The organism is Streptomyces sp. NBC_00335 (genome assembly GCF_036127095.1).
GTDB lineage: Bacteria > Actinomycetota > Actinomycetes > Streptomycetales > Streptomycetaceae > Streptomyces.
On record NZ_CP108006.1, the window covers coordinates 5,635,379 to 5,660,610 of the forward strand.

The window sequence follows — 25,232 nt, forward strand, 5'->3', positions numbered from 1 at the left end:
GTTGCTTACAGGAAAGTAGCTTAGTGCTAAGCTACTTTCAAGTGAGCTACTCGCCGCAGCCGCTCGCTTGAGCTACTCGTCCCTGCCAGAGGAGTACCCGTCGTGAAGCGCCTCGCCGCCCTCGCACTGACCGCCCTCGCCCCCATCTCCTGGGGCTCCACCTACTTCGTGGCCTCCGAGCTGCTGCCGCCCGACCGGCCGCTGTTCACCGGGGTCATGCGGGCCCTGCCCGCCGGGCTGCTGCTCACCGCCCTCGCGCGGAAACTGCCCACGGGGCAGTGGTGGTGGAAGGCCGCGGTCCTCGGCGGGCTCAACATCGGCGCCTTCTTCCCGCTCCTCTTCCTCTCCGCCTACCGCCTGCCCGGCGGGGTCGCCGCCGTACTGGGCTCCGCGGGGCCGCTGTTCGTCGTGGGGCTCGCCGCCCTCCTCCTGGGCGAGCGGGCCCGGCTTCGGACCGTGCTCGCGGCCGTCGTGGCGGCCTTCGGCGTCGGCATGGTGGTGCTGACCGCGCAGGCGCAGCTCGACCCGGTCGGGCTGGTGGCCGGCGTCGTCTCCTCCGCCTCGATGGGTGCGGGCATCGTCATGACCAAGCGCTGGGGGCGGCCGGAGGGCGTCGGCCCGCTGGCCATGACCGGCTGGCAGCTCACCGCGGGCGGACTGATCATCATCCCGGTCGCCGCCCTGGTGGAAGGGGCGCCGCCGGTCCTCGACGGTGAGGCCTTCCTCGGCTACGGCTACATGATGCTGATCAACACCGGCATCGCGTACTGGCTCTGGTTCCGCGGCATCGGACAGCTCACCGCCACCTCGGTCACCCTCCTCGGCCCGCTCTCGCCGCTCACCGCGGCCGTCATCGGCTGGGCCGCCCTGGGGCAGGAGCTGTCGCCGGTGCAGGTGCTGGGCATGGTGATCGCCTTCGGTGCCACCGTCGCGGGGCAGCTCGCCGCGGGCGCGCCGCGACCGAAGACCGCACCGTTCAGTTCTGCTGAAGAAACCAATCGAAATGTTTCGATGGACCTGACGGGTGCCTCGGTGCGACGGTAGACCAACGAACCGACACTCCGAACCCCGAGGGGGAGACACACAGTGGCCGTCACGGACCGCGTCCGCACCGTCCCGCAGGAAGCCCGGCAGGAAGCCCACGAGGAAGTCCAGCAGGAAGCACTGCCCGGCAAGGCGAAGAAGGGAGCCGCCGGTCTCGGCGTCCTCCTCGCCCTGATCGCCACGGTCGTCTGGTCCGGCAGCTTCGTCGCCACCCGGGGCATGGCGGACAGCATCCCGCCCGTCCAGGCCGTCTTCTGGCGCTGGGTGATCGCCACCGTGGCCGTCGCCCCCTTCGCCGCCCGGCAGGCCTGGCAGCAGCGGGCCCTGATCCGCAAGCACTTCGGCTACATCGCCCTGGCCACCCTCTTCGGCGTCACCCTCTACAACACGCTCGTCCACCAGGCCGGACTGACCACCTCCGCATCCAACATGGGCATGATCATGGCCGCCTCGCCGGTCATCATGGCCCTGTACGCCCGGCTCGGCGGCGAGAAGCTCGGAGCCCGGCGCACCTTCGGACTGGCCCTCGCGGCCCTCGGCGTGCTCCTCCTGGTCGGCAAGGGGTCCATCCGCTTCGACTTCGCCGCCGGCGACCTGTGGATGTTCGGCGCCGCCCTGTCCTTCGCCACGTACAGCGCGCTCCTCAAGCGCAAGCCCGCCGAACTGGGCGGCCTCGCCTTCCTGCTCACCACCTTCGTGCTCGGCGCACTGATGCTCGCCCCCGTCTACGCCGTGTCCGTCGGCGTCCAGGGCGGCTTCCAGGTCACCCCCTCCACCGCCGGAATGCTCCTGTACGTCGGCGTCTTCTCCTCCGCCGTCGCCTTCTTCGCCTGGAACAAGGCCGTCGCGATGATCGGCGCCGCCCGCGCCGGAGTCGTCTACTACCTCCAGCCCGTCTGCGTCGCGGGCCTCGGCCTGCTGCTCCTCGGCGAGACCACCGGCCCGACGCAGCTCCTCTGCATGGCGCTGATCCTGGGCGGCGTGGGTCTGGGTGCCCGGCGGTAGGTTCGGTCCCATGATCGAGTGGGACATCAAGAAGCTGCGGATCCTGCGGACCCTCGCCGAACAGGGGACCGTGACCGCGACGGCCGAGGCGCTGCACATGACGCCCTCGGCCGTTTCGCAGCAGCTGACCAACCTCGCCAGGATGCTCGGGGTCCCGCTGCTGGAGGCCCAAGGCCGCCGGGTCCGCCTCACCGACGCCGCGCACCTCGTACTGCGGCACGCGGAGGCCGTGTTCGCGCAGCTGGAGCGGGCCGACGCGGAACTCACCGGATACCTCGCGGGGGAAGCGGGGGAGGTCCGGATCGGGGCCTTCTCCACCGCCGTACCGGTCCTCGTGGTCCCGGCGGTCGCGGCCCTCAGGCGCTCGCACCCCGGCGTGGAGGTCCGCGTACGGGAGACCGAGGCGGCCGAGTCCTACGAGCTGCTGTCCGCCGGAGTCGTCGACCTCGCGCTCTCCCTCGCGGCGCACGCCCCGACCGCCCGCGATCCCCGCTTCACCCGCCGGACCCTGCTGGAGGACCCCCTCGACGTGGCCCTGCCGCCGGAGCATCCGCTGGCCGGGGCGGGGGAGCTGCGGCTCGCGGACCTGTCCGGGGACCCGTGGATCTACGGGGGCTCCGGCCCCTGGTCGGAGATCACCCGCAATGCGTGCGAGGCGGCCGGGTTCGTGCCCGAACAGGCCCACTCGGCGTCCGGGTGGACCGCGATCCTGGCCATGGTCGAGGCGGGCATGGGGGTCGCGCTGGTTCCCCGCATGGTGGCGAGCCGCGCGGCCGGCGTCGCCGTCCGGGGCCTGCCCCACGACCGGCCCACCCGGCACGTCATCGCCGCCCTGCGGCGGGGCTCCGAATCCGCCCCGGCCGTGGCCCACGTCCTGGCGGCCCTGCGCTCCGTCGCCACCGCCCGGCCGTAGCGGTGGGGGCGGGGCCGCTGCGCGGGGCCATCCCCTACCCGCCCTTCCACCGTTCCCCGGGCTCCGCCCGGACCCGGTCCTCAAACGCCGGACGGGCTGGATGGGGCCGGCGCCGGCCCGCACGTGAACGCCGGCGAGGCTGGGAAATCCAGCCTCGCCGGCGTTTGAGGCGCGGGGTCCGGGGCGGAGCCCCGGGAGCGGACCCGCAGGGTCAGGCCTGGGCGTCCGCCGTCTGGGCGCGCAGCGCCCGCTCTACGCCGGCGCGGGACTCGGAGACGAGACGCCGCAGGGCCGCGTTCGGCTCGGCCGAGGCCAGCCAGGCGTCCGTCGCCGCGAGGGTCTCCGGGGAGACCTGGAGGGTCGGGTAGAGCCCCACCGCGATCTGCTGCGCGATCTCGTGGCTCCGGGTCTCCCAGACCCCCTTGACCGCCGCGAAGTACTTCGCCGTGTACGGGGCGAGGAGCTCGCGCTGGTCGGTCTGGACGAAGCCGCCGATCACCGCCTCCTGCACCGCGTTCGGGAGCGAGTCGCCCTCGACGACCGAAGCCCAGGCCTCGGCCTTGGCCTCCGCCGTCGGACGCGCCGCGCGGGCGGTCGCCGCGTGCCGCTCGCCCGCCGCGGTCTTGTCCCGCTCCAGCTCGGCCGCGATGGCCGCCTCGTCGGCGACGCCGGTGGCGACCAGGCGCTCCAGGAACGCCCAGCGCAGCTCGGTGTCCACGGCCAGACCCTTGACCTCCGCCGAGCCGTCCAGCAGCGCCGCCAGGTAGGTCAGCTGCTCCTCGGTACGGGCCGTCGCCGCGAAGGCGCGGGCCCACGCCAGCTGGTGGTCGCTGCCCGGCTCGGCCGCGCGCAGGTGCTCCAGCGAGGCCTCCGTCCAGGTGGCCAGGCCCTGGTCGCGCCACGCCGGGTCGGCGTACAGCTCGATGGCCAGCTTGACCTGGCGGTGCAGCGACTGGACGACGCCGATGTCCGATTCCTTGCCGATGCCCGACAGGACGAGGGCCAGGTAGTCGCGGGTGGCCAGTTCGCCGTCGCGGGTCATGTCCCAGGCCGAGGCCCAGCACAGCGCGCGCGGCAGCGATTCGGTGAAGTCGCCCAGGTGCGCGGTGACGTTGGCGAGGGACACCTCGTCGAGGCGGACCTTGGCGTACGACAGGTCGTCGTCGTTCAGCAGGACCACGGCCGGACGGGTCCGGCCGATCAGCTCCGGCACGGCGGTGAGGTCGCCGTCGATGTCCAGCTCGATCCGCTCGCCGCGCACCAGCTTGCCGTCGGCCAGGTCGTACAGGCCGACCGCGATGCGGTGCGGGCGCAGGACCGGCTCGCCCTTGGCACCGGCGGGCAGCGCCGGGGCCTCCTGGCGGACGGCGAAGGCGGTGATGGAGCCGTTCTCGTCCGTCTCGATCTCGGGGCGCAGGATGTTGATGCCGGCCGTCTCCAGCCACGCCTTCGACCAGGCGGTCAGATCGCGGCCGGAGGTCTCCTCCAGGGCGCCCAGCAGGTCCGACAGCCGCGTGTTCCCGAAGGCGTGCGCCTTGAAGTACGCCTGCACACCCTTGAAGAAGGCGTCCTGGCCGACGTAGGCCACGAGCTGCTTGAGGACCGAGGCGCCCTTGGCGTACGTGATGCCGTCGAAGTTGACCAGGACGTCGTCCAGGTCACGGATGTCGGCCATGATCGGGTGCGTGGAGGGCAGCTGGTCCTGCCGGTACGCCCAGGTCTTCATGGAGTTGGCGAAGGAGGTCCAGGCGTGCGGCCACTTCGAGCCCTCCGCGTACGCCTGGCAGGCGATGGAGGTGTAGGTGGCGAACGACTCGTTCAGCCACAGGTCGTTCCACCACTCCATGGTGACGAGGTCGCCGAACCACATGTGCGCGAGCTCGTGCAGGATCGTCTCGGCGCGCGTCTCGTACGCCGCGTCCGTCACCTTCGAGCGGAAGACGTACTGGTCGCGGATGGTGACCGCGCCCGCGTTCTCCATCGCGCCCGCGTTGAACTCCGGCACGAAGAGCTGGTCGTACTTCGCGAACGGGTAGTCGTACGCGAACTTCTCCTGGAACCAGGTGAAGCCCTGCCGGGTCACGTCGAAGATCTCGTCGGCGTCGAGGAACTCGGCGAGCGAGGGACGGCAGTAGATGCCGAGCGGGACGGACTGCCCGTCCGCGCCCTCGTAGGAGCTGTGCACCGCGTGGTACGGGCCCACGATCAGGGCCGTGATGTACGTGGAGATGCGCGGGGTGGGCTCGAAGCGCCAGACGTTGTCGGCGGGAGCATCCGGTGTCGGGGAGTTCGAGATGACCGTCCAGCCCGCGGGGGCCGTCACGGTGAACCGGAACGTCGCCTTCAGGTCGGGCTGCTCGAAGCTCGCGAACACGCGGCGCGCGTCCGGCACCTCGAACTGGGTGTACAGGTACGCCTGCTCGTCGACCGGGTCGACGAAGCGGTGCAGACCCTCACCGGTGTTCGTGTACGCGCAGTCGGCGACGACGCGGAGCTCGTTGGCCCCGGCGGCCAGGTGCGCGAGCGCGATCCGGGAATCCCGGAAGACGGCCGCCACGTCGAGGGACTTGCCGTTGAGGACGACCTCGTGCACGGCCGGAGCGACCAGGTCGATGAAGGTCTCGGCGCCGGCCTCGGCGGACTGGAAGCGCACGGTGGTCACGGAGGGGTAGGTGCCACCCTCCTGCGCGCCGCTGAGATCGAGTTCGATCTCGTACGAGTCGACACTGAGCAGCTTCGCGCGCTGCTGAGCCTCTTCACGGGTCAGATTCGTGCCTGGCACGCGGTCATCTCCTTCGATGGTGACGTTCCGGCCCATCCTTCCACGCGGGCCGGGCCACTGGGCCGGAGTAATCCACGGGCGAAACTCGACGTCCGATTTCCGCCAGCTCCGACCGGTCCGCCGGCAGCACCCTGGACCCCATGACCACCCACACCGCGCTCGCCATCGCCCCACCCGTCCTCGCGCTCCTGCGCACCCTCGACGACGCCGGACGGCCCTGCACGCCCTACGAGGACCCGGAGGGCGGCGCCCCGCTGCGCTGCTGCCTGCGCCGCAGCGCCCCCGGCGAGCGGATCGCCCTCGTCGTGTACGCCCCGCTGCGCCGCTGGGCCGCCGCGACCGGCGTCGACCCGGGGGCCTACGACGAGCAGGGCCCGGTCTTCATCCACGCCGCAGACTGCGGCGGACCGGCGCCGGAGACCGGCCTCCCCTTCGCCCACCCCGGCGCCCTGCGCACGGCCCGCCGCTACGACGCGGCGGGCCACATCCTCGGCGGACGGGTGCTCGACCTCGCCGAGGACCCGGACGCGGTGATCGGGCGCGCGCTGACGGAGGCCTTCGAGGACCCGCGGACCGCGCTCGTCCACGTCCGCGCGGCCGAGTACGGCTGCTACCTCTTCGAGGTCCGCAGGGTGTAGCCGGGACCGCCGACGGGCGGAACGCCGAAGGGCGGCACCGTCACGGTGCCGCCCTCCGGCCGTACGAGCCGTGCGCGCGGGATCAGCCGCGCAGCTCCTCCGCGACCAGCTCCGCGATCTGGACCGCGTTCAGCGCGGCGCCCTTGCGGAGGTTGTCGTTGGAGAGGAACAGCGCGAGGCCGTTCTCGGTGGTCTCGTCGACGCGGATGCGGCCCACGTACGAGGCGTCCTTGCCGGCGGCCTGCAGCGGGGTCGGGATCTCCGAGAGCTCGACGCCCGGGGCGTCCTTCAGCAGCTCGTAGGCGCGCTCGACGCTCAGCGGACGGGTGAAGCGGACGTTGACCTGGAGGGAGTGGCCGGCGAAGACCGGCACGCGCACGCAGGTGCCCGAGACCTTGAGCTCCGGGATCTCCAGGATCTTGCGGGACTCGTTGCGGAGCTTCTGCTCCTCGTCGGTCTCGAAGGAGCCGTCGTCGACGATCGAGCCCGCGAGGGGGATCACGTTGTAGGCGATCGGACGCTTGTAGACGGCGGGCTCGGGGAACTCCACCGCGTCGCCGTCGAAGGTCAGCTGGTCGGCGGCCTCGGAGACCGCGCAGGCCTGGCCCTTGAGCTCGGCGACGCCCGCCAGGCCCGAGCCGGACACGGCCTGGTAGGTGGTGGCGATCAGCGCGGTCAGACCGGCCTCGTCGTGCAGCGGGCGCAGCACCGGCATCGCGGCCATCGTGGTGCAGTTCGGGTTCGCGATGATGCCCTTGGGGCGGTTCCGGATCGCGTGCGGGTTGACCTCGGAGACCACGAGGGGGACCTCGGGGTCGCGGCGCCAGGCGGAGGAGTTGTCGATCACGACGGCGCCCTGGGAGGCGACCTTCTCGGCGAGGGCCTTGGAGGTGGCGCCGCCCGCGGAGAAGAGCACGATGTCCAGGCCGGAGTAGTCGGCCGTGGAGGCGTCCTCGATGGTGATCTCGCGGCCCTCCCATTCGAGGGTGGAGCCGGCCGAACGGGCCGAGGCGAACAGCCGCAGCTCGTCCACCGGGAACTTGCGCTCGGCCAGGATGCCGCGCATGACTCCGCCGACCTGTCCGGTGGCTCCGACGATTCCGACCCTCACGGTGACTCCTCTTGGTACGTACGACGCGGGCGCGCGTGAAGCCATCATGCGTTCGACCCCACGAGCCTTGTCCAATCCATTGTCCGAGGAGCGGACGGTGTTCTCCGTGTGAACCCCCGTGACAACTCCGTGGCGGCCGTGTTGCACCGCCGCCCGGTGGGCGTTTCGCCTGGTCGCGGCCGATTACGGTCCCGTCTGTCGCGTCCGAAATCCGGACGGGCGTTCCGTCATCCGAACTCGGGGAGATTCACCGTGCGTGCCATCCGCCACCGCCGCCGGTCCATACCGGCGCTCGCCGCCCTCGCGGCCGCCGCCGTCGCCGCACCCGTCCTGCTCGCCGCCACCCCGGCGGCCGCCCACCCGCGCGAGGGCCGGCTGGCCAAGGAGCTGGTGGAGGAGGTCACCGCCCGCGGCGCCTACCGCCACCTGGCGAAGTTCCAGCAGATCGCCGACGCCAACGGCGGCAACCGCGCCGCCGGCACGCCCGGCCACGCGGCCTCCGCCGCCTACGTCCACGACACGCTGAAGAAGGCCGGGTACCAGGTCTCGTACCAGGACTTCGACATCCACGAGGCGCACACGAGGACGGAGAAGACCACCGTCCTCGGCGCGGAGTCCCGTGAGCTGGCCACCGCCGCCTTCACCTTCACCAAGTCCACCCCGGCCGGCGGCCTGACCGCCGCGCTCGCCCTCGCCCGGGTCGACGAGAGCCCCGGCTGCGACGCCGCCGACTACCAGGCCGGCGCCTTCACCGGGAAGATCGCCCTGGTCAAGCGAGGCACCTGCACCTTCGTCGAGAAGCAGCGGGCCGCCGCCGCGGCGGGCGCGATCGGCGTGATCGTCTACAACCACAGCGGGACCACCCCGGTCCGCGGCAGCTTCTCCTCGCCCGCCGAGGGGATCATCCCGAGCGCCGGCATCACCCTCGCCGACGGGGAGGCGCTGACCGCGGCCGCCGCCAAGGGGGAGGTGAGCGTGCGGCTGGAGCTCGACCAGGAGCACGTGAAGAAGACCACGCGCAACGTGATCGCCGAGACCCGCGGCGGCCGCGCGGACCGCGTGGTCACCGTCGGCGCCCACCTGGACTCGGTCCCCGAGGGCCCGGGCATCAACGACAACGGGTCCGGCTCGGCCGGTCTGCTGGAGGTGGCCCTCAAGCTCGCGGACGAGGGCGCCAACAAGAAGGGCAAGGGCAAGCAGACCGCCAACAAGGTCCGCTTCGCCTGGTGGTCGGCGGAGGAGCTCGGCCTGCTGGGCTCCGAGCACTACGTCGCGCAGCTGTCGGAGCGGCAGAAGAAGGACATCGCCCTGTACCTGAACTTCGACATGATCGCCTCGCCGAACCCGGTGCAGTTCGTCTACGACGGCGACGACTCGGACAAGACGGGCGAGGGCGCGGGCCCGGCCGGCTCCGCGCAGATCGAGGCGCTGATCAACGGCTTCCTCGACAAGAAGGGCAAGCCGCACGAGGGCAGCGACTTCGACGGCCGCTCCGACTACGGCCCCTTCATCGCGAACGGCATCCCGGCCGGCGGCACCTTCACCGGCGCCGAGGGCATCAAGACGCCGGAGCAGGCCGCGCGGTACGGCGGCACGGCCGGGGCCCCGTACGACCCGAACTACCACGGGGCCGGGGACAACCTGAAGAACATCGACCTGAAGGCCTTCGACACCAACCTGGACGTGATCGCCCACGCGGTGGGCACGTACGCGCAGGACCTGGGCTCGCTGGGGAAGTAGCCCGCACCCGAGGGGGAAGCCGGAGGGGGAACCGGCGGGGAAACAGGCGGGGGCGGTGCTCTGACGAGCACCGCCCCCGCTGTGTTCAGGCTCCTACCGGGTTACGGCAGGACCTTCTCGATCTGCACGCTGCCGGTGCCGGCGGCGGTGCCGCGGGCGTTGAGCAGCTTGACTTCGCCGAAGAACTGGCGGCCTTCCGGAGCGGCGCTGTTGACCAGCACGTTCGCGGAGACGGTTGCCGAGGCACCGTTGGCGAGGTTGACCGCGGCGGCCTCGTCGACCTGGACGGTGCCCAGGGCGGCCGAGTAGTAGACGTCGCGGTAGTCGTACGTGGTGGAGCCGGACGGGATCGCGTAGCCGAACACCTCGATGGTGTAGGTGCCCGCGGCCGGGTTGACGAGGCTCACGGCCTCCTCGGAGTCGCCGTCGGCGGAGGTGCCGACCTTGACGCCGTCCTTGTACACGTCCAGGTCGAGGTCGGCGGCGGCGTCGGAGACGTTGCCGATCGCGATGTCGAGGCGGGAGACGCCCTCGCCGATCGTGACCTCGGTGGTGTGGGTCTCACCGGCGGCGATGGTCGGCTTGGCGACCTTCGCGGAGCCGAGCGAACCACCCTGGAGCTTGCCGCCCGTGATGGCGGCCCCGTCGTTCTTCACCGTCCACTGGACCGGCGCCGGGGTGCCCAGCTTGACCTCGGGCAGGACCTTGACCGCGGGGTCGAAGGCCGCGCCGAGCACGGAGACGTCCAGCTTGTACGGGTTGTCGAGCAGCGGCGACGTACGACGCGACTCGACCTCGATCTCCCAGACGCCCGGCTGCGGGTTCGGGTACGAACGCAGGTCGGGGCGGCACTGGTTGGCCGGGTTGTCGTAGTTCGGGTAGCACTGGGTCGTCGCGCTGTCCTCGACGCCCACGCCGTACGGGTGGATCGAGATGAAGCGCGTCTGGCTGCCCGCGTTCAGACCGCCGAGGGCGACCTCGAGGGTCTTCGCGCCCGCCGGGACGGTCACGAAGTACGACTTGTGGCTGTTGCGCTGCACGGAGGAGGTGTCCGAGTAGCTGAACGAGGGCTTCGCCAGCGGGGTCGAGACGACGACCGTGGAGAGGATCTGCTTGTCGATGCCCTCGGTGAAGGGGTCGTCGAGCTGCAGGATGCCGCTGTGGACGCCGGCCGTCGTGGCCTTGGCCTCGACCTTGATGGTGACCGGCTTGTTCAGGGGCAGGGTGACGTAGTCGTAGCCGCCGATGACCTTGAACGTGCCGTCGTTGTTGCGCCAGCTCAGCTCGTGCGGGGTGCCGTACTTGACGCCCGTGGTGCGGGTGACGACGACGTCGTAGACCTTCTTCTGGCCGACCTTCAGGCCGCCCTCACGGTCGTAGACGCCGGTGCCGAAGCCCGGGGTCTTCAGGAACTGGTCGATCGCGGTGTCGACCGGCGCCTTGACGGTGAACTCGTTGGCCTTCGCGCCGCGCTGGATGGACTCCCACGCGCCGGGGATGTTGATCAGGCCCGCGCCCTGGGCGTGCGCCGGAACGTCCGCGATCTTCTTCGCGCTGCTGGTGAGCGCGATGCGCAGGTTCGCCGGGGTGAGGGCGATCTTGTGCTGCTTGGCGGCCGAGATCAGCAGGGCGCTGGCGCCCGCCGCCTGCGGCGAGGACATCGAGGTGCCCTGGAGCATGCCGTAACCGGCCGGCAGGGTGTAGCCGGCCTCCTTCACCGGTGCACCGGGCAGCCAGGTCTGGATGGTGTTGATCGACGCGCCGGGGGCGGTGATCGTCGGCGTGAAGCCGCCGTCCTCACGCGGACCGCGCGAGGAGAAGGGGAACATGTTGTACTTCTTGGCCACGCCGGAGCCGTAGTTGGCCGCCCAGGTCTCCTTGGAGACCGCCGCACCCACGGAGATGACCTTGTCCGCGAGACCGGGGTCGCCGATGGTGTTGATGCCGGGGCCCTCGTTGCCCGCCGAGATGACGAGCTGGACACCGTAGGTGTCGATGAGGTTCTTGTAGAGCTCGGAGCGCGCGTTGTTGCCGTCGTTCAGGGCCGGCAGGCCGCCGATCGACATGTTGACGATGTCCACGCCGCGGTTGACGACGAGGTCGATCATGCCCTCGGTCAGCGCGATGTTGGTGCAGCCGCCGGACCAGGAGCAGGCGCGCGAGGAGACGAGCTTGGCGCCGGGCGCCTCGCCGTTCATCGCGCCGCCGAACAGGCCGTTGGCGGCGGTGATGCCCGCGACGTGCGTGCCGTGCTCGGACTCGATGATGCCGACGTTGACGAAGTCGGCCTTCTTGCCGACCCAGTCACCGCCCAGCGGGTCCATCGGGACGTCCTTGCGGATCTCGATCACGAACGGGATGCGCTCGGCGACCTCGGTCGCCGGGTTGTCCGTGCCGAAGTAGCCGATCTGGTAGCCGTCCTTGTACGGCTTCATCGGCTCGTTGTTCGTGAAGTCGTTGTCCTGGTCGGTGTCGACGCGGACGGTCCCGGCGACCGGGTCGTAGAGCAGGCCGAACCGGTCGGTGGTGTCCCCGTCCCGGTTGACGTCGCCCTTCATGTCACCGTTGGCGGTGATCGACTCGGTGAAACGGCTCCACTGGAAGGAGCCCTCCGGAGCCTTCCAGCTGCCGCCGCCCGCGGTGAAGGTGCCACCGGCGACCGGGGTGATCTGCGCCCGCCAGGTGGCGTCGCTGTCGGTGATCGGGTCGGTCGCGGTGACCCAGTCGACGATCTTGCGCTCGCCGGTGGTGGTCTTCTGGAGCGCCGGGTGGCCGAGGTCGACGCCCGAGTCCATGATGCCGATGGTCACACCGCGGCCGTCGGCCTTCGGGTTGCTCTTGAGGAAGTCCAGCGCACCGGTCTCGAAGGACGGGTTGTACGGGTTCTTCGCCGGGGTGTTCTTGCCCGGCCCGGGGTAGGTCTCGGCGGCGGTCCGCTTCACCGTCCCCGTCTCGCGGTCCGCGTCCGGACGGGGGTCCGGGAGCTGGATCTCGTGCCGCAGGTCGATGCCGTGCACGGAGGACAGCTTGGCGGCCGCCTTCAGCGCGGCCTCCGCCTTGTCGGTCGGCAGCGTGGCGCGCACGTAGCCGAGCTTGTCGTACGTCTGGCCCACCGAGGCGCCCTGGACGTCGTCGAGCTGCTTGGCCACCTGCTGGGTCTCGCCGGGGGCCGTCGCGACCATGACCGTGACGGTCTTCTCGCCCTTGGTCTTGGCTTCCTGGAGCAGTTCGGCGTCGGCCGAGCCGAGCTTCTGGTCGGCCGACTTCACCGCGGGGCTGGGCGCGGGGGTATTCGTGCCGGTCGCCGCGAAGACGGGCATGGCACCGGTGGCCGCGAGGGCGGCCACCAGGCCGGCCGCGGCCGCGACGCGCGCGGCGCGTCGGGTCGCGGGTATGGCGCCGTCTTTGGAACGAGCGGGGGAGTCGAGGGTCATCAGCATCCCTGGCTAAGTGAAAGGTACGGTCCGGATTTCGGTGCCGGATGACCGGTCAGCCTCGCCTAAGTGACAGCTCTTTGGGGAGAGTTGTCACGGACCGATACCTGCCATGGCGGACTCCCGCCATCTCGGGGCATACGCCAGAAGGCCCGTACCGGAGCGAACCGGTGCGAACCTTCGGGGTGGAACATGGATTTGTAGACTTCCCGACCGTGCGTCAGGGGTGATGCCGGTCCCCGTCTCAGATCAGGTGTGACAACTTCCCGGCATTCAGCGCTCGCGCGTGCGCGCGTAGTGGCGGGATGCTTTCGCCCGGTTTCCGCAGGCCGACATCGAGCACCAGCGCCGGGTGCCGTTGCGCGAGGTGTCGTGGAAGCGCAGCACGCAGGTCTCGGAGGCGCACTTGCGGATCCGCCCGGGGTCGGAGCCCAGCAGCTCCAGGTAGTCGCGGGCGGCCGTCCAGGCCGGACCCCAGGTCGGATCGTCGAACTCGGTCCGCTCGCCCGGCCCTTCGGCGGTCAGGGTCGCCCGGATCCGCCCGTGCTCCAGGACGGCGTCGACCAGGGTGCGGGCGCTCTCGTCCGCCGGGTCCGCGACCGCGCGGGCCAGTGCCTCGCGGGCGGTGAGCAGGTGGACCAGGGTCGCGGCGTCGGCGCGGAAGCGGCCGGCCAGCCCCGTGCTCTCCAGCCAGAGGGCGAGCCCTTCGACGCGGGTGAGCCCGAAGGCCCCTGCGAAGAGGTCGACGCCTTCGCCGTCCTGGACCCATCGGGTGTTGACCAGGTCCAGGGCCACCGGTTCCCCGGTCAGGGGTCGTGGGTCCGCCGTCGTCATGTCCGCCTCCTCGTGGCACTAACCCCTCAAGAGTACGTGAGCGGTTGACTCCCCTGGTTCTAACCATTAATCTCGATTTAGAAGGTTAGGAATTTGGGTAGTTCTGGGGAAGGAACCGTTGTGACGACCGTCATCAGCAAGCTGCGCACCGGCCACGTGGGCCTGAACGTCACGGATCTCGCCCGGTCGCTGGTCTTCTACCGCGACGGCCTCGGCTTCGAGCTGCTCGGCGAGGGCAAGGAAGAGGACCGGCGCTTCGCCTTCCTCGGCCAGGACGGCGAGCTCGTGCTGACCTTGTGGCAGCAGGCCGAGGGGGCCTACGCGCCCGGCGCGGCCGGACTGCACCACCTCGCGCTCTCCGCGGACGCCGTCGAGGAGGTCAGGGAGTACGAGGAGCGGCTGCGCGGCCTGGGCGTCGATTTCGCCTACGAAGGGGTCGTCCCCCACGGCGAGGGGGCCGCCTCCGGCGGCATCTTCTTCCACGACCTCGACGGGACCCGTCTGGAGATCTCCGTGCCGAGCGGCGCCGAAGGCGCCGAGGCTCCCACCACAGGGGCCCCGACCTGCGGGTTCTTCTAATGTCCGGGTATCACTGGGGCTCGCTGGCCGTCCAGGAGCGGGTCGGCGTCCGGGAGCACGCCGTGCACGTCGGCCAGTCCATCACCCCGCACATCAAGGACGTCGCGGCGGCCTTCCTGGGGCTGCAGCCGCACCTCGTCGTCGGCGCGGCCGATCCCGGAGGCCTGCTCTGGGCCTCACTGCTGACCGGCGCCCCCGGCTTCGTACGGGCCACCGGGCCGGACCGGATCACGGTCAGGGGAGGGATCCCCGAGGGCGATCCGCTGGCCGAGGCGCTCGCCACCGCCGGCACCCGGGTCGGGACCATCTCCCTCGACCCGCGCACCCGGCGCCGGATGCGGCTGGGCGGAACCCTGGAGGTGACCGCCGGCGGGTTCGCGCTGGCGGCCGAGCGGGTCTTCGCCAACTGTCCCAAGTACCTCCAGAAGCGGCAGCCTGTCCAGCTCGTCGCCGAAGGAGCCGGTGTCGTGCGGCGCGGGGACGCGCTCACCCCCGACCAGGAACGGGCCGTCCGCGCCGCCGACACCTTCTTCGTCGCCACCTCCGCGGGGGCGGACGGGGCCGACGCGAGCCACCGGGGCGGAATGCCGGGCTTCGTCGAGGTGCTGTCCCCGACGGAACTGGCCTGGCCGGACTACGCGGGCAACGCGATGTTCCTGACCCTGGGGAACCTGCTCGCGGACCCGCGGGCCGGGCTGCTGTTCCCGGACTGGGAGAGCGGGGCGCTGCTCCAGCTCAGCGGGCGGGCGGAGCCCGAGTTCGGGGCGGGCGGGGAGCGGCGGGTCCGCTTCCGGATCGAGTCGGTGGTTCAGAGCCTGCACCCGGGGCGGCTGCTGTGGAGCGCCCCGGAGTACTCGCCGGCCAATCCGGCGCTGCCCGCGCCGCCTTGGCAGCCTGCGGGGTAGGGCCCTCACCTGGGCAGGACGACGAGGTAGGCGGCGGGCTCGCGGTCGTCGGACGCCGTCAGGGCGGTCCGTACGACCGCCGCCTGCTGCTCGGGCCAGTCGCGGAGCTTGCGCGGGGTGATGTGTAGGACGGTGATTCCGCACCGCTCCAGGGTCTCCCGCTTGCGGACGGACTCCGACCACGCCTCGTCCTCGCCCTGGCGCGGGGCCCGGGTGTCGATCTCCACGGCCACCGCCTGCTCCGGCCAGTACGCGTCGACCCCGCCCAGGTGCGGGCCGCCGGGCAGCCGCAGGTCCACGTTCCAGACGGGCTCGGGGAGCTCGTAGCCCCGTACGAGCTGGTACAGCCGGTCCTCGGCGATGGCCCGGCCCTCGGCGAGCAGCGACTCGACGGCGTCCACCACGTGCGGGCGGTTCAGCAGCCGGGCCACCGTCAGCTCCCGCACCACGGCGGCCGGTTCGCAGTGCCCGCCGCGGACGGCTTCGCTGAGCAGGCGGCGGACCGTACCGGCGTCGGAGAGGTGGGCGACGGCGTCGGCGACGGCGCGGGCCACGGGGGCGACGGGCAGGCCCGTGACCTCCACCGGCCGGGGCGGGGTGTGCGTCCGGACGATGCGGACCTGTCCGGCGGAGCGCAGCCGACGGGTGTTCGGGACGAGCACGTCGATCTGGGGGAGGCCGAGCAGGGCGGGGGCGGAGGAGAACCGGTACAGCGCGAGGGCGGCCAGCCCGGTGATCATGACCTCGTCCCCGCGGCGTCCGGCGTAGAGGAGCGCCGCGTGCAGCCGCTCCTCGCTCGTCGCGGTACCGGCGTGGAGCAGGAACACCCCCGGCAGGATCTGCTGCCAGGACCGCTCGGCGGCGTCGGAGGCGGAGACCCCGTGCTCGCGGAGCTGGGCCAGCGACAGCACGCGGGGGCGGTTGTCGGTGAGGTGGGCGAGGGGGAGGGGTGCGTTGTGGTTCATGACGCTGAGATTCCCTCAGGCCATGGCCTCGCTAACCCCTGTTACACATCCGTCGGCAAATCGGGACAAGACGGGGCTAAAGTACGGACGTTCGACTGCCGATGGGCTGCGCGGCGCACCCCCGATTTCCTGGGACGCAAACGCCGGCGGGCTGGAAAATCCAGCCCCGCCGGCGTTTGAGGCGCGGGGTCTGGGGCGGAGCCCCAGGGAACGGTGGAAGGGCGGGTAGGGGACAGCCCCGCAGGGCTAGCCCGCCGCCACGTCGCAGGCCTGCGCGCGCAGCGCCCGCGCCAGGTCGTCACGGGACTCCAGGACGAGCCGTCGCAGCGCCGGCGCAGCCGACTCGTGCGCCGACAGCCACGCGTCAGTCGCGTCCAGCGTCTCCTGGGAGTCCTGGAGGGACGGGTACAGCCCCCGCACCACGTCCATGCCGATCTGGATCGACCGGTCGGCCCAGATCCGCTCGATCACGGCGAAGTAGGGCTCCGCGTAAGGCGCCAGCAGCCCCCGCTGCGAAGACTGCTGCATCCCCGCGATCGTCGCCTCGACCAACGCGTTCGACAGCGTGTCCGACTCCACCACCGCGGCCCACGCCTGGTCCTTGACCGCCGCGGACGGCCGCGCCGCCATGCACCGCACCTGGTGCCGCTTGCCCGACGCCGTGTCGTCCCGCGCCAGTTCCGCCGCGAGGACCTCCTCGCCGATCGCCCCGTGCGCGGCCAGCGGCAGCAGGAAGTCCCAGCGCAGCTCCTGGTCCACCTCCAGCCCGTCGATCCGCGCCGATCCCTCCAGCAGCCCCAGCAGCAGCTGGAAGTCGCCCTCGGTCGCCGCACCCGCCGCGAAGAAGCGGGCCCAGGTGAGCTGGTGCTCCGACCCCGGCTCGGCGAACCGCAGTTCCTGCAGCGCGCACGCCGCCAGCACCTTGCCGCCCTGCTCCCGCCAGTCGGGCGCCGCGTAGTGGTTGACCGCGGTCAGGGCCTGCGCGTGCAGCATCTGCAGGACGCCGACGTCCGTCTCCCGGCCCGCGTGGGCCAGTACGAGCGAGACGAAGTCCCGCGCCGGCATCAGCCCGTCACGCGTCAGGTTCCACAGCGCCGACCAGCACAGCGCGCGGCTGAGCGGGTCCGCCACCGAGCCCAGGTGCGAGCGCAGCGTGGCCAGCGACGACTCGTCGAAGCGGATCTTGCAGTAGGTCAGGTCCTCGTCGTTGACGAGCACCAGGGCGGGCTTCTCCTGCCCCGCCAGCTCGCCGACGACCGTCCGGGCCCCCGCGACGTCCGCCTCGGCCCGTGCGTAGCGCACCAGCGCGCCGTCCGGGTCCAGCCGGTACAGGCCCACCGCGACCCGGTGCGGGCGCAGCTCGGCGCCGTCCTGGACCACCGCCAGCTCGGTCACCCGGCCGCCCGCGTCGCAGGTCACCACCGGGGTCAGCGCGTTCACGCCGGCCGTCTGCAGCCAGGCCCGCGACCATTCGGCCATGTCCCGGCCGGAGACGTCCGCGAGTACCGACAGCAGGTCGTCCAGGGTGGTGTTCCCGTAGGCGTTCGCCTTGAAGTAGCGCCGCGCGCCCTCCAGGAAGGCGTCCCGGCCCACGTAGGCCACGAGCTGCTTGAGCACCGCCGCGCCCTTGGCGTAGGTGATGCCGTCGAAGTTCAGCTTGGCGTCCTCCAGGTCACGGATGTCGGCCGTGATCGGGTGGGTGGACGGCAGCTGGTCGGCCCGGTAGGCCCACGCCTTGCGGCTGTTGGCGAAGGTGACCCACGCCTGGTCGAAGCGGGTGGCCTCGACCAGTGCGAAGGAGCCCATGAAGTCCGCGAAGGACTCCTTCAGCCACAGGTCGTCCCACCACTTCATGGTGACCAGGTCGCCGAACCACATGTGCGCCATCTCGTGCAGGATCGTGTTCGCGCGCCGCTCGTACGAGGCCTGCGTGACCTTCCCGCGGAAGATGTACTCCTCCCGGAAGGTCACCATCCCCGGGTTCTCCATCGCGCCCAGGTTGTACTCCGGCACGAAGGCCTGGTCGTACTTCCCGAAGGGGTACGGGTAGTCGAAGATCTCGTGGAAGAGATCGAAGCCCTGCTTCGTGACGAGGAACACCTCGTCCGCGTCGAAGTGCTTCGCCAGCCCCTTGCGGCAGATCGCGCCGAGCGGGATCGTCAGGTCCCCGCGCGTGTAGGAGTCCGTGACGTAGTGGTACGGCCCCGCCACCACGCAGGTGATGTACGTGGAGATCGGCGCGGTCTCGGCGAACCGCCGGGTCTGCCCCTCGCGGGACTCCTCGACCCCGTTGCTCCAGACCTGCCAGCCCTCGGGCGCCGTCACCTCGAAGCGGTACGGGGCCTTGAGGTCGGGCTGCTCGAAGTTCGCGTACACCCGCCGGGCGTCGGCCGGTTCGTACTGGGTGTAGAGGTAGACCTCGCCGTCCTCCGGGTCCACGAAGCGGTGCATGCCCTCGCCGGTCCGGCTGTACGCGCAGTCGGCGTCGACCACGAGCACGTTCTCGGAGGCCAGGTCGTCCAGGGCGATCCGCGCGCCGTCGAAGACGACGGCCGGGTCCAGCTCGCGCCCGTTGAGGCTCACGCTGTTCACCGCGGGCGCGATGAGGTCCGCGAAGCTCGATGCCCCCGGAGCGGCGGCGCGGAAGCGGACGGTGGTCACCGAGCGGAAGGTCCTGGGGCCGTCGGCCGGTTCGGCCTCGTCCACCGCGGACCTCAGGTCGAGGACCACCTCGTACCCGTCGACGGACAGCAGCTCGGCCCGCTCGCGGGCCTCGTCACGGGACAGATTCTCTCCGGGCACGTGCACTCCTTCGTGCGTGATCGCGATACCTGACCGAATCCTCCCACGGGGGAATGCGTGTGCGGTCGGAGCGGTTGGGCAGGGAGGAACGTTCCGATCTGAGGAGAGACATGGCTGACACCCAGGTGCGCGAGAAGACCGCCGTCGACTTCTGGTTCGACCCGCTCTGCCCCTGGGCCTGGATGACGTCCCGCTGGATGCTGGAGGTCGAGAAGGTCCGTGACGTAGAGGTCCGCTGGCACGTGATGAGCCTCGCGGTCCTCAACGAGAACAAGCTCGACGAACTGCCCGAGCAGTACCGCGAGCTGCTCGGCCCCAAGGGCTGGGCTCCCGTGCGCGTGGTCGTCGCCGCCCAGCAGAAGTTCGGCGACGAGGTGACCGGCAAGCTCTACACCGCGCTGGGCACCCGCTTCCACAACGGGGGAACGGGCCCGACCCGCGAGGCCATCGCCGAGGCCCTGAACGAGGTGGGCCTGCCCGCCGAGCTGCTCCACTACGCGGACTCCGACGAGTACGACGAGGTCCTGCGCGACTCCCACAACGACGGCATCAACCGCGTCGGCCAGGAGGTCGGCACCCCGGTCATCTCCGTGCCCGGCGCCGACGGCGAAGAGGTCGCCTTCTTCGGCCCGGTCGTCACCCCCGCCCCGCGCGGCGAGGCCGCGGCCCGCCTCTGGGACGGCACCCTGCTCGTCGCCTCCACCCCGGGCTTCTACGAGATCAAGCGCACCCGCACGCAGGGCCCGATCTTCGACTAGTCGCGGCTCCCGGGAGGCGGGCGTCCCCTTCCTCCCTTAACGTCCCCCTATGGGGACCAGCTCGACGCACGACAGTACGCGCGGGGAACCGCTCGGCCGCAGCGGCGGCCGGGCGGAGCCCGCGATACCGAACGGCAACGCCGCGCACGCCGCCCTGCCCGCACGCCCCCGAGACCGGGTGCTGCGGGCAGCTTGCGTCGTGGTGCCCCCGCTGTGGACGGCCCTCGGGGTCCACCAGGCCGCCGGCACCCTGCGCCACTACCTCCGCGGCACGGGCCGCCCGTACCGGGTCGACGCGCGGGCCCTGCTCGCCGTGCCCGCCGTACGGCAGGACGTGGACCGGCGCCTGGCCGAGTGGCGCCGGGACGCGCGGGCGCTCGGCGAGCCCGGCGCGTACGCGGCGGACAGCGGCTGGCGCGGGGTGCTGATCAGCCGGCGCGCCCGCGAGGGAGGCAGCGCGGACTGGTGGCTGGCGCTGCGCGGGGCCCAGTACCGGATCAGCGGCACGGTACGGGTCCACGAGGACGGCTCCGTGGTGAGCGACTACCGGTTCCAGGTGCACAAGAGCTGGAACTTCGACCGGGGCGAGTCGGAGTTCGGCGTCCCCTTCACCCCGTTCGCCCGGCTCCACGAGACCGGGCTGGCGCGGGAGTTCACGGTGGTCGGGGAGGTGGACGGACTGGTCGACCAGGCGGCCGGCGCGGGAAGCGCAGAAGGCCCCCGCGAGTCACGTCCTCACGGGGGCCTTCTGGTGGACACGCCCGCGAGTGAAGGTTGAGAAGACGATCACGAGGCGGACGGGCTGGGTGGCGCTGATCAGCCCTTGACGGGGATCAGCAGCGGGGTGTTCGCCTTGGCGTCTGCGTAGCGCTTGGCCACGTCCTGCCAGTTGACGACGTTCCACATCGCCTCGATGAAGTCCACCTTCTGGTTCTTGTACTGAAGGTAGAAGGCGTGCTCCCAGGCGTCGAACACGAGGACCGGGGTGCTGGCCACGCCGACGTTGCCCTGGTGGTCGTAGATCTGCTCGACGATCAGGCGGCCGCTGACGGGCTCGTACGCGAGCACGCCCCAGCCGGAGCCCTGGGTCGCGGAGGACGCGAAGGTCAGCTGCTTCCTGAACTTCGCGAAGGAGCCGAAGGATTCGGTGATCGCGTCGGCCAGCTCGCCCAGGCCGTCGGCCGCGGTGGGCTCGCCGCCGCCCTCGCCGGTCTTCGGGCTGGCCATGTTGTGCCAGTAGATGCTGTGCAGGATGTGGCCGGAGAGGTGGAAGGCCAGGTTCTTCTCCAGGCCGTTCAGCGCACCCCAGTTCTCCTTGTCGCGCGCCTCCGCCAGCTGCTCCAGCGTGTTGTTGGCGCCCGTGACGTAGGCCGCGTGGTGCTTGTCGTGGTGCAGCTCGATGATCTGCGGGTTGATCACCGGTTCGAGAGCCGCGTAGTCGTAAGGAAGCTCAGGAAGCGTGTAAATGGCCATGCGTGTATCCGGTCCCCTCGGCGTGCCAACTGCTTATTGCAATCAATGCGCAACTGCACGCTAGCAGTATCTATTCCTCAGTTCTCATAAGGGTCACCTCACTTGACCGGACCTCCACAACGCCGAAGGCCGGGCCCATGCGATCGCATGAGCCCGGCCTTCGGGACGGCTGTACGGCGGGGTTACGCGGCTTCGCGCGCCGCCGCCCGGCGCTGGATGACGTAGCCGGTGGCGGCCAGGGCCACGGTCAGGCCGCCGGTGAAGACGAGCTGGATCCGGGTGTCGTCGCCCATCGCCATCAGGACCAGGACCCCGACGAGCCCGGCCAGCGCGACCCAGGTCAGATACGGGAAGCCCCACATCTTCACGACCAGCTTCTCGGGGGCCTCGCGCTCCGTGCGGCGCCGCAGCACGAACTGCGAGACGGCGATGAAGCCCCAGACCACGAGGATGACCCCGCCGACCATGTTCAGCAGCCAGGCGAAGAGGGTGTCCGGGTACCAGTACGACAGCAGCACGGTGACGAAGCCGAAACCGGAGGAGGCCAGCACCGCCCGGCGCGGCACCCGGCCGGAGAGCTTGCCCAGTGCCTTGGGGCCCTGGCCGCGGGCGACCAGGGAGTAGGCCATGCGGGAGGAGCCGTAGATGTTCGCGTTCATCGCGGACAGCAGGGCGATCAGGATGACCACGTTCATGACCTGCCCGGCGTGCGGGATGCCCAGGTGGTCCAGGGTGGCCGCGTACGGGCCCTCGGTGGTGACCGCCGGGTCGTTCCACGGCAGCAGCGTGACGATGACCAGCATCGAGCCGACGTAGACGATCGCGATCCGCCACATGGTGGTCTTCACGGCCTTGGCGACGCCCCGGACCGGGTTGTCGGACTCGGCGGCCGCGATGGTCACCGTCTCCAGACCGCCGTACGCGACCACGGAGGCGAGCAGGCCGACCAGCAGCCCGTCCACGCCATTGGGCAGGAAGCCGCCGTCGTGCAGCAGGTTGGCGGTGCCGGGGGAGCCGGTGCCGGGCAGCATGCCGAGGACGGCCAGCACGCCCAGGCCCAGGAAGAGGCCGATCGCGCCGATCTTCAGGGCGGCGAACCAGAACTCGAACTCGCCGAAGTGGGAGACGGCGGCCAGGTTGGAGCCGCAGAACATCGCCATGAAGACCAGCACCCACATCCACGAGGGGGTGCCCGGGAACCAGCCCGTCATGATGTGCGCCGCGCCGATGGCCTCGATGGCCACGCCCACGCACAGCAGGGTCCAGAACATCCAGCCGGCGGTGAAACCGGCCCACGGGCCGATGGCCCGCTCCGCGTGCACCGAGAAGGAGCCGGAGGCGGGGTTCGCGGCGGACATCTCGCCGAGCATCCGCATCACGAACATCACGAGCAGCCCGGAAGCGGCGTACGCGAGCACGATCGAGGGCCCGGCCGCCGCGATGCCGGCGCCGGAGCCGACGAAGAGACCCGCGCCGATGACCCCGCCGAGGGCGATCATCGAAAGGTGGCGCTGCTTGAGTCCGTTGCCGAGGGGCGATCCGGCTTCGGGCCGGTTCGCGGCCTCTTGCTCGGGCGGGGTCAGGGTGCTCTGGCTCATGGGGAGGTGCCTGTCCGGTGTGCGGTGGGACGGGAGGGAGTGCCCCAGTCTCGCCCGTGTCCGCTCCCCGGACCTTATGTGTCCGTTATCCGGACAGGCGGATGACCGGGTGTGATCATCCCCGTACGCTGGCGCATCGGACCGGAGCGCACGACGGAGGGCCGAATGGACCACGGAATAAGGGAATTGGCCGCGACGGGCCGGGGCGTGCTCGTCACCGGAGCCTCGCGGGGCATCGGACGGGCGATCGCCACGGCGTTCGCCGAGCAGGGCGACCGGGTCGCGGTGCACTGCACGGTCCGCGGGCCCGACGCCGAGCGGACCCTCGCGGAGCTGCCGGGCGAGGGGCACGTCCTCGTCGCCGGCGACCTCGCCGACCCGGCGCGCGTGGAAGCCCTCGCCGCCGAGGCCCAGAAGGCGCTCGGCGGGATCGACGTCCTCGTGAACAATGCCGCCGTGATGGTCGCGCATCCGCTGCCCACCACCTCGTACGCCGACTGGCAGGCCGCCTGGCAGCACACTGCCGCGGTCAACCTCTTCGGCGCCGCCAACCTGGCCTACTGCGCGGCCCGCCACATGATCGACGGCGGCCGCGAGGGGCGCATCGTCAACATCGGCTCGCGCGGTGCCTTCCGGGGCGAGCCCGACCACCCCGCCTACGGCGCCACCAAGGCCGCGCTGCACGCGCTGGGCCAGTCCCTCGCCGTCTCCCTCGCCCCGCACGGCATCGCGGTGGCCGCCGTCGCACCCGGTTTCGTCGCCACCGAGCGGGTCGCCGGCCGGCTGGAGGGGGAGGAAGGCGAGCGGATCCGGGCGCAGAGCCCCTTCGGCCGGGTGGGAACCCCGCAGGAGATCGCCGCCGCCGTGCTCCACCTGGCCTCGCCCGCGGCGCGCTGGAGCTCGGGCGCCGTCCTCGACGTCAACGGGGCCTCGTACCTGCGCACCTGATGCCTCTGGGGCCTGATGCACCTGGCACCTGACGCCTCGCGCACCTGACGCGCGAAGGCCCCCGCGCGGGGTGCGCGGGGGCCTTCGCGGGGGACCGGCCGGTGGTCAGGCCTTCGCGGCCCGGAGCTCGCGGACCCATGCCACCAGCAGCACCGCGGCCGCGGCACCCGAGGACCACAGCAACTGCGGCCGCGCCGAATCGTCGAACAGCATCAGGACCAGCACCGTGGCCATCCCGATCAGCGCCGCCCACGTCGCGTACGGGAACAGCCACATCGGCAGCGTCAGCCGCTCCGGCATGTCCCGCTCGATCTTCCTGCGCAGCTTCAGCTGCGAGACCGCGATCAGGGCCCACACGAAGATCAGCACCGCGCCGACCGCGTTGAGCATGTAGAGGAAGATCGTGTCCGGCCACAGCAGGTTCAGCACCACCGAGACGAACCCGAAGGCCACCGACGCGAAGACCGCCCGGCGCGGCACCCCGCCGCCCGACACCTTCAGCAGGGACTTCGGCGCCTCGCCCCGCTCCGCCAGCGAGAACACCATGCGCGAGGACCCGTACAGGTTCGCGTTGAGCGCCGACAGCAGGGCCACGAAGATCACGACGTCCATGATCTGGCCGGCGTGCGCGATGCCGATCGAGTCGAGGACGGCCACGTACGGGCTCTGGCCCGGCGTCAGCGAGTCCCACGGCAGCAGGGTCACGATGACCAGCATCGAGCCGACGTAGAAGAAGAGGATGCGCCACACGGCGCTGCGCACCGCGCGGGACACGGACCGGGCGGGGTCGTCCGACTCGGCGGCCGCGATGGTGACGACCTCCAGGCCGCCGAAGGCGAAGACGACGGCCAGCATGCCGGCGACCACACCGCTCGCGCCGTTCGGGAAGAAGCCGCCCTGGCCGGTCAGGTTGGCCATCCCGACCGGATCCGTGTCCGGCAGCAGGCCGAAGACGGCCAGCGCGCCGAGGACCAGGAACAGCACGATCGCGCCGACCTTGAGCGCCGCGAACCAGAACTCGAACTCGCCGAAGTTCCGCACGGCGGCCAGGTTGCTCACGGTGAAGACCACCATGAAGACGAGCACCCAGACCCACTGGTCCACCGAGGGCAGCCAGCCGTTCGCGATCTTCGCCGCGGCGGTCGCCTCCACGGCCAGCACCACGACCAGCAGGAACCAGTACAGCCAGCCGGCCGAGAAACCGGCCCAGCGGCCGAGCGCCTTCTCCGCGTAGACCGAGAAGGAGCCGGAGGCGGGCATCGCCGCCGACATCTCCCCGAGCGCCCGCATCACCAGCATCGCGAGGATGCCCGCGAGCAGGTACGAGCAGATGATCGCGGGACCGGCGATGGTGATGCCGGCGCCGGAGCCGACGAACAGCCCGGCGCCGATCACGCCGCCGAGGCCCAGCATGGTCAGGTGGCGCTGTTTGAGGCTGTGGCTCAGGGGCTCGGGTGGGAGCTCGTCCGTGGTGCCGGGAGGGGCGGACGGGAGGTCGCGCATGAAGGGTGCTCGTACTCTCTAAGGCCTCGCGGCGGTGGGGGCTCCGCGACAGTTGGAGGGACCCTACAGTCTCTCCGGAGAGCACCCATCCGCGCAAAACGGACGTGTTGTCGTTCATTGCCCGTGATGCGGATCACTGCACCCGGGGCGCGGAGTGGGGTCTTTGTGTACTCCCCACCAAACCGGGGAGTACGGCTTTG

General features: G+C 71.3%; 19 protein-coding genes. 10 read left to right on the forward strand and 9 right to left on the reverse strand.

From position 1 onward, the window contains the following. Positions 1-102: 102 nt before the first annotated feature. The 3 genes from OHA37_RS25370 to OHA37_RS25380 are packed head-to-tail and all read left to right on the forward strand — an operon-like array spanning position 103 to position 2,962. The gene (locus OHA37_RS25370; protein ID WP_266908816.1) at positions 103-1,044 is read left to right on the forward strand and encodes an EamA family transporter; all 942 of its coding nucleotides are present in this window, start codon (positions 103-105) and stop codon (positions 1,042-1,044) included. A 42-nt stretch (positions 1,045-1,086) separates the two neighbouring features. Further along, positions 1,087-2,049 (forward strand): DMT family transporter, encoded by a 963-nt coding sequence (locus OHA37_RS25375; RefSeq protein WP_443046216.1) that lies wholly within the window; start codon positions 1,087-1,089, stop codon positions 2,047-2,049. 10 nt (positions 2,050-2,059) lie between these two features. Further along, on the forward strand, positions 2,060-2,962 hold the full coding sequence (locus OHA37_RS25380; protein WP_266908818.1) for a LysR family transcriptional regulator: 903 nt from the start codon (positions 2,060-2,062) through the stop codon (positions 2,960-2,962). 211 nt (positions 2,963-3,173) lie between these two features. On the opposite strand, the gene pepN (OHA37_RS25385) is transcribed toward OHA37_RS25380, so the two are convergent. Then, a complete protein-coding gene (gene pepN, locus OHA37_RS25385) occupies positions 3,174-5,744 on the reverse strand; it encodes an aminopeptidase N (protein WP_266908820.1) in 2,571 nt (856 codons plus the stop codon). Between the two features lie 140 nt (positions 5,745-5,884). Here pepN (OHA37_RS25385) and OHA37_RS25390 point away from each other — a divergent pair, with 140 nt between their 5' ends. Next, positions 5,885-6,382 (forward strand): DUF1203 domain-containing protein, encoded by a 498-nt coding sequence (locus OHA37_RS25390; RefSeq protein ID WP_266908822.1) that lies wholly within the window; start codon positions 5,885-5,887, stop codon positions 6,380-6,382. 82 nt (positions 6,383-6,464) lie between these two features. Here OHA37_RS25390 and OHA37_RS25395 read toward each other — a convergent pair whose 3' ends face one another. Beyond that, entirely contained in the window at positions 6,465-7,493 is a 1,029-nt protein-coding gene (locus tag OHA37_RS25395; protein WP_266908824.1) for an aspartate-semialdehyde dehydrogenase, read from the reverse strand. Between the two features lie 252 nt (positions 7,494-7,745). Between OHA37_RS25395 and OHA37_RS25400 the strand changes: the two genes are divergently transcribed. Beyond that, positions 7,746-9,233, forward strand: a complete 1,488-nt coding sequence (locus tag OHA37_RS25400) for a M28 family metallopeptidase (protein ID WP_266908826.1) — start codon at positions 7,746-7,748, stop codon at positions 9,231-9,233. A gap of 101 nt (positions 9,234-9,334) precedes the next feature. Here OHA37_RS25400 and OHA37_RS25405 read toward each other — a convergent pair whose 3' ends face one another. Together OHA37_RS25405 and OHA37_RS25410 are read right to left on the reverse strand one after the other, a co-directional pair. Beyond that, positions 9,335-12,667, reverse strand: coding sequence for a S8 family serine peptidase (locus tag OHA37_RS25405; protein WP_266908828.1), 3,333 nt, complete (start codon positions 12,665-12,667; stop codon positions 9,335-9,337). 273 nt (positions 12,668-12,940) lie between these two features. Beyond that, positions 12,941-13,501 (reverse strand): CGNR zinc finger domain-containing protein, encoded by a 561-nt coding sequence (locus OHA37_RS25410; RefSeq protein ID WP_266908830.1) that lies wholly within the window; start codon positions 13,499-13,501, stop codon positions 12,941-12,943. Positions 13,502-13,621: 120 nt separating this feature from the next. Here OHA37_RS25410 and OHA37_RS25415 point away from each other — a divergent pair, with 120 nt between their 5' ends. Together OHA37_RS25415 and OHA37_RS25420 are read left to right on the forward strand one after the other, a co-directional pair. Next, positions 13,622-14,080, forward strand: coding sequence for a VOC family protein (locus OHA37_RS25415; RefSeq protein WP_266908831.1), 459 nt, complete (start codon positions 13,622-13,624; stop codon positions 14,078-14,080). Next, the gene (locus OHA37_RS25420) at positions 14,080-14,985 is read left to right on the forward strand and encodes a pyridoxamine 5'-phosphate oxidase family protein (RefSeq protein WP_266908832.1); all 906 of its coding nucleotides are present in this window, start codon (positions 14,080-14,082) and stop codon (positions 14,983-14,985) included. Before OHA37_RS25415 ends, OHA37_RS25420 begins: the two co-directional genes overlap by 1 nt. A 5-nt stretch (positions 14,986-14,990) precedes the next feature. On the opposite strand, the gene OHA37_RS25425 is transcribed toward OHA37_RS25420, so the two are convergent. After that, complete coding sequence (locus OHA37_RS25425; RefSeq protein WP_266908834.1) at positions 14,991-15,950, reverse strand: hypothetical protein; 960 nt, start codon at positions 15,948-15,950, stop codon at positions 14,991-14,993. A gap of 246 nt (positions 15,951-16,196) precedes the next feature. Beyond that, entirely contained in the window at positions 16,197-18,752 is a 2,556-nt protein-coding gene (pepN, locus tag OHA37_RS25430) for an aminopeptidase N (protein WP_266908836.1), read from the reverse strand. Between the two features lie 110 nt (positions 18,753-18,862). Between pepN (OHA37_RS25430) and OHA37_RS25435 the strand changes: the two genes are divergently transcribed. Both OHA37_RS25435 and OHA37_RS25440 read left to right on the forward strand, forming a co-directional pair. Next, positions 18,863-19,510 carry a mycothiol-dependent nitroreductase Rv2466c family protein gene (locus OHA37_RS25435; protein WP_266908838.1) on the forward strand — a complete coding sequence of 216 codons (648 nt, stop codon included), beginning with the start codon at positions 18,863-18,865 and terminating at the stop codon, positions 19,508-19,510. 49 nt (positions 19,511-19,559) lie between these two features. Further along, on the forward strand, positions 19,560-20,288 hold the full coding sequence (locus tag OHA37_RS25440) for a hypothetical protein (protein ID WP_266908840.1): 729 nt from the start codon (positions 19,560-19,562) through the stop codon (positions 20,286-20,288). A 38-nt stretch (positions 20,289-20,326) separates the two neighbouring features. Here OHA37_RS25440 and OHA37_RS25445 read toward each other — a convergent pair whose 3' ends face one another. Next, positions 20,327-20,983, reverse strand: a complete 657-nt coding sequence (locus OHA37_RS25445) for a superoxide dismutase (protein WP_266908842.1) — start codon at positions 20,981-20,983, stop codon at positions 20,327-20,329. A gap of 182 nt (positions 20,984-21,165) precedes the next feature. Next, positions 21,166-22,581 carry an amino acid permease gene (locus OHA37_RS25450; RefSeq protein ID WP_266908844.1) on the reverse strand — a complete coding sequence of 472 codons (1,416 nt, stop codon included), beginning with the start codon at positions 22,579-22,581 and terminating at the stop codon, positions 21,166-21,168. Between the two features lie 165 nt (positions 22,582-22,746). Here OHA37_RS25450 and OHA37_RS25455 point away from each other — a divergent pair, with 165 nt between their 5' ends. After that, a complete protein-coding gene (locus OHA37_RS25455) occupies positions 22,747-23,529 on the forward strand; it encodes an SDR family NAD(P)-dependent oxidoreductase (RefSeq protein ID WP_266908846.1) in 783 nt (260 codons plus the stop codon). Positions 23,530-23,634: 105 nt separating this feature from the next. Here OHA37_RS25455 and OHA37_RS25460 read toward each other — a convergent pair whose 3' ends face one another. Beyond that, a complete protein-coding gene (locus OHA37_RS25460; protein ID WP_266908848.1) occupies positions 23,635-25,032 on the reverse strand; it encodes an amino acid permease in 1,398 nt (465 codons plus the stop codon). Positions 25,033-25,232: the final 200 nt, after the last annotated feature.

Bases quoted from the DNA above. Each gene is read 5' to 3' on its own strand.
- OHA37_RS25380 (WP_266908818.1), top strand. From the start codon at position 2,060: ATGATCGAGTGGGACATCAAGAAGCTGCGGATCCTGCGGACCCTCGCC.
- OHA37_RS25390 (WP_266908822.1), top strand. From the start codon at position 5,885: ATGACCACCCACACCGCGCTCGCCATCGCCCCACCCGTCCTCGCGCTC.
- OHA37_RS25405 (WP_266908828.1), bottom strand. From the start codon at position 12,667: ATGACCCTCGACTCCCCCGCTCGTTCCAAAGACGGCGCCATACCCGCG.
- OHA37_RS25410 (WP_266908830.1), bottom strand. From the start codon at position 13,501: ATGACGACGGCGGACCCACGACCCCTGACCGGGGAACCGGTGGCCCTG.
- OHA37_RS25420 (WP_266908832.1), top strand. From the start codon at position 14,080: ATGTCCGGGTATCACTGGGGCTCGCTGGCCGTCCAGGAGCGGGTCGGC.
- OHA37_RS25425 (WP_266908834.1), bottom strand. From the start codon at position 15,950: ATGAACCACAACGCACCCCTCCCCCTCGCCCACCTCACCGACAACCGC.
- OHA37_RS25435 (WP_266908838.1), top strand. From the start codon at position 18,863: ATGGCTGACACCCAGGTGCGCGAGAAGACCGCCGTCGACTTCTGGTTC.
- OHA37_RS25440 (WP_266908840.1), top strand. From the start codon at position 19,560: ATGGGGACCAGCTCGACGCACGACAGTACGCGCGGGGAACCGCTCGGC.
- OHA37_RS25445 (WP_266908842.1), bottom strand. From the start codon at position 20,983: ATGGCCATTTACACGCTTCCTGAGCTTCCTTACGACTACGCGGCTCTC.
- OHA37_RS25450 (WP_266908844.1), bottom strand. From the start codon at position 22,581: ATGAGCCAGAGCACCCTGACCCCGCCCGAGCAAGAGGCCGCGAACCGG.
- OHA37_RS25455 (WP_266908846.1), top strand. From the start codon at position 22,747: ATGGACCACGGAATAAGGGAATTGGCCGCGACGGGCCGGGGCGTGCTC.
- OHA37_RS25460 (WP_266908848.1), bottom strand. From the start codon at position 25,032: ATGCGCGACCTCCCGTCCGCCCCTCCCGGCACCACGGACGAGCTCCCA.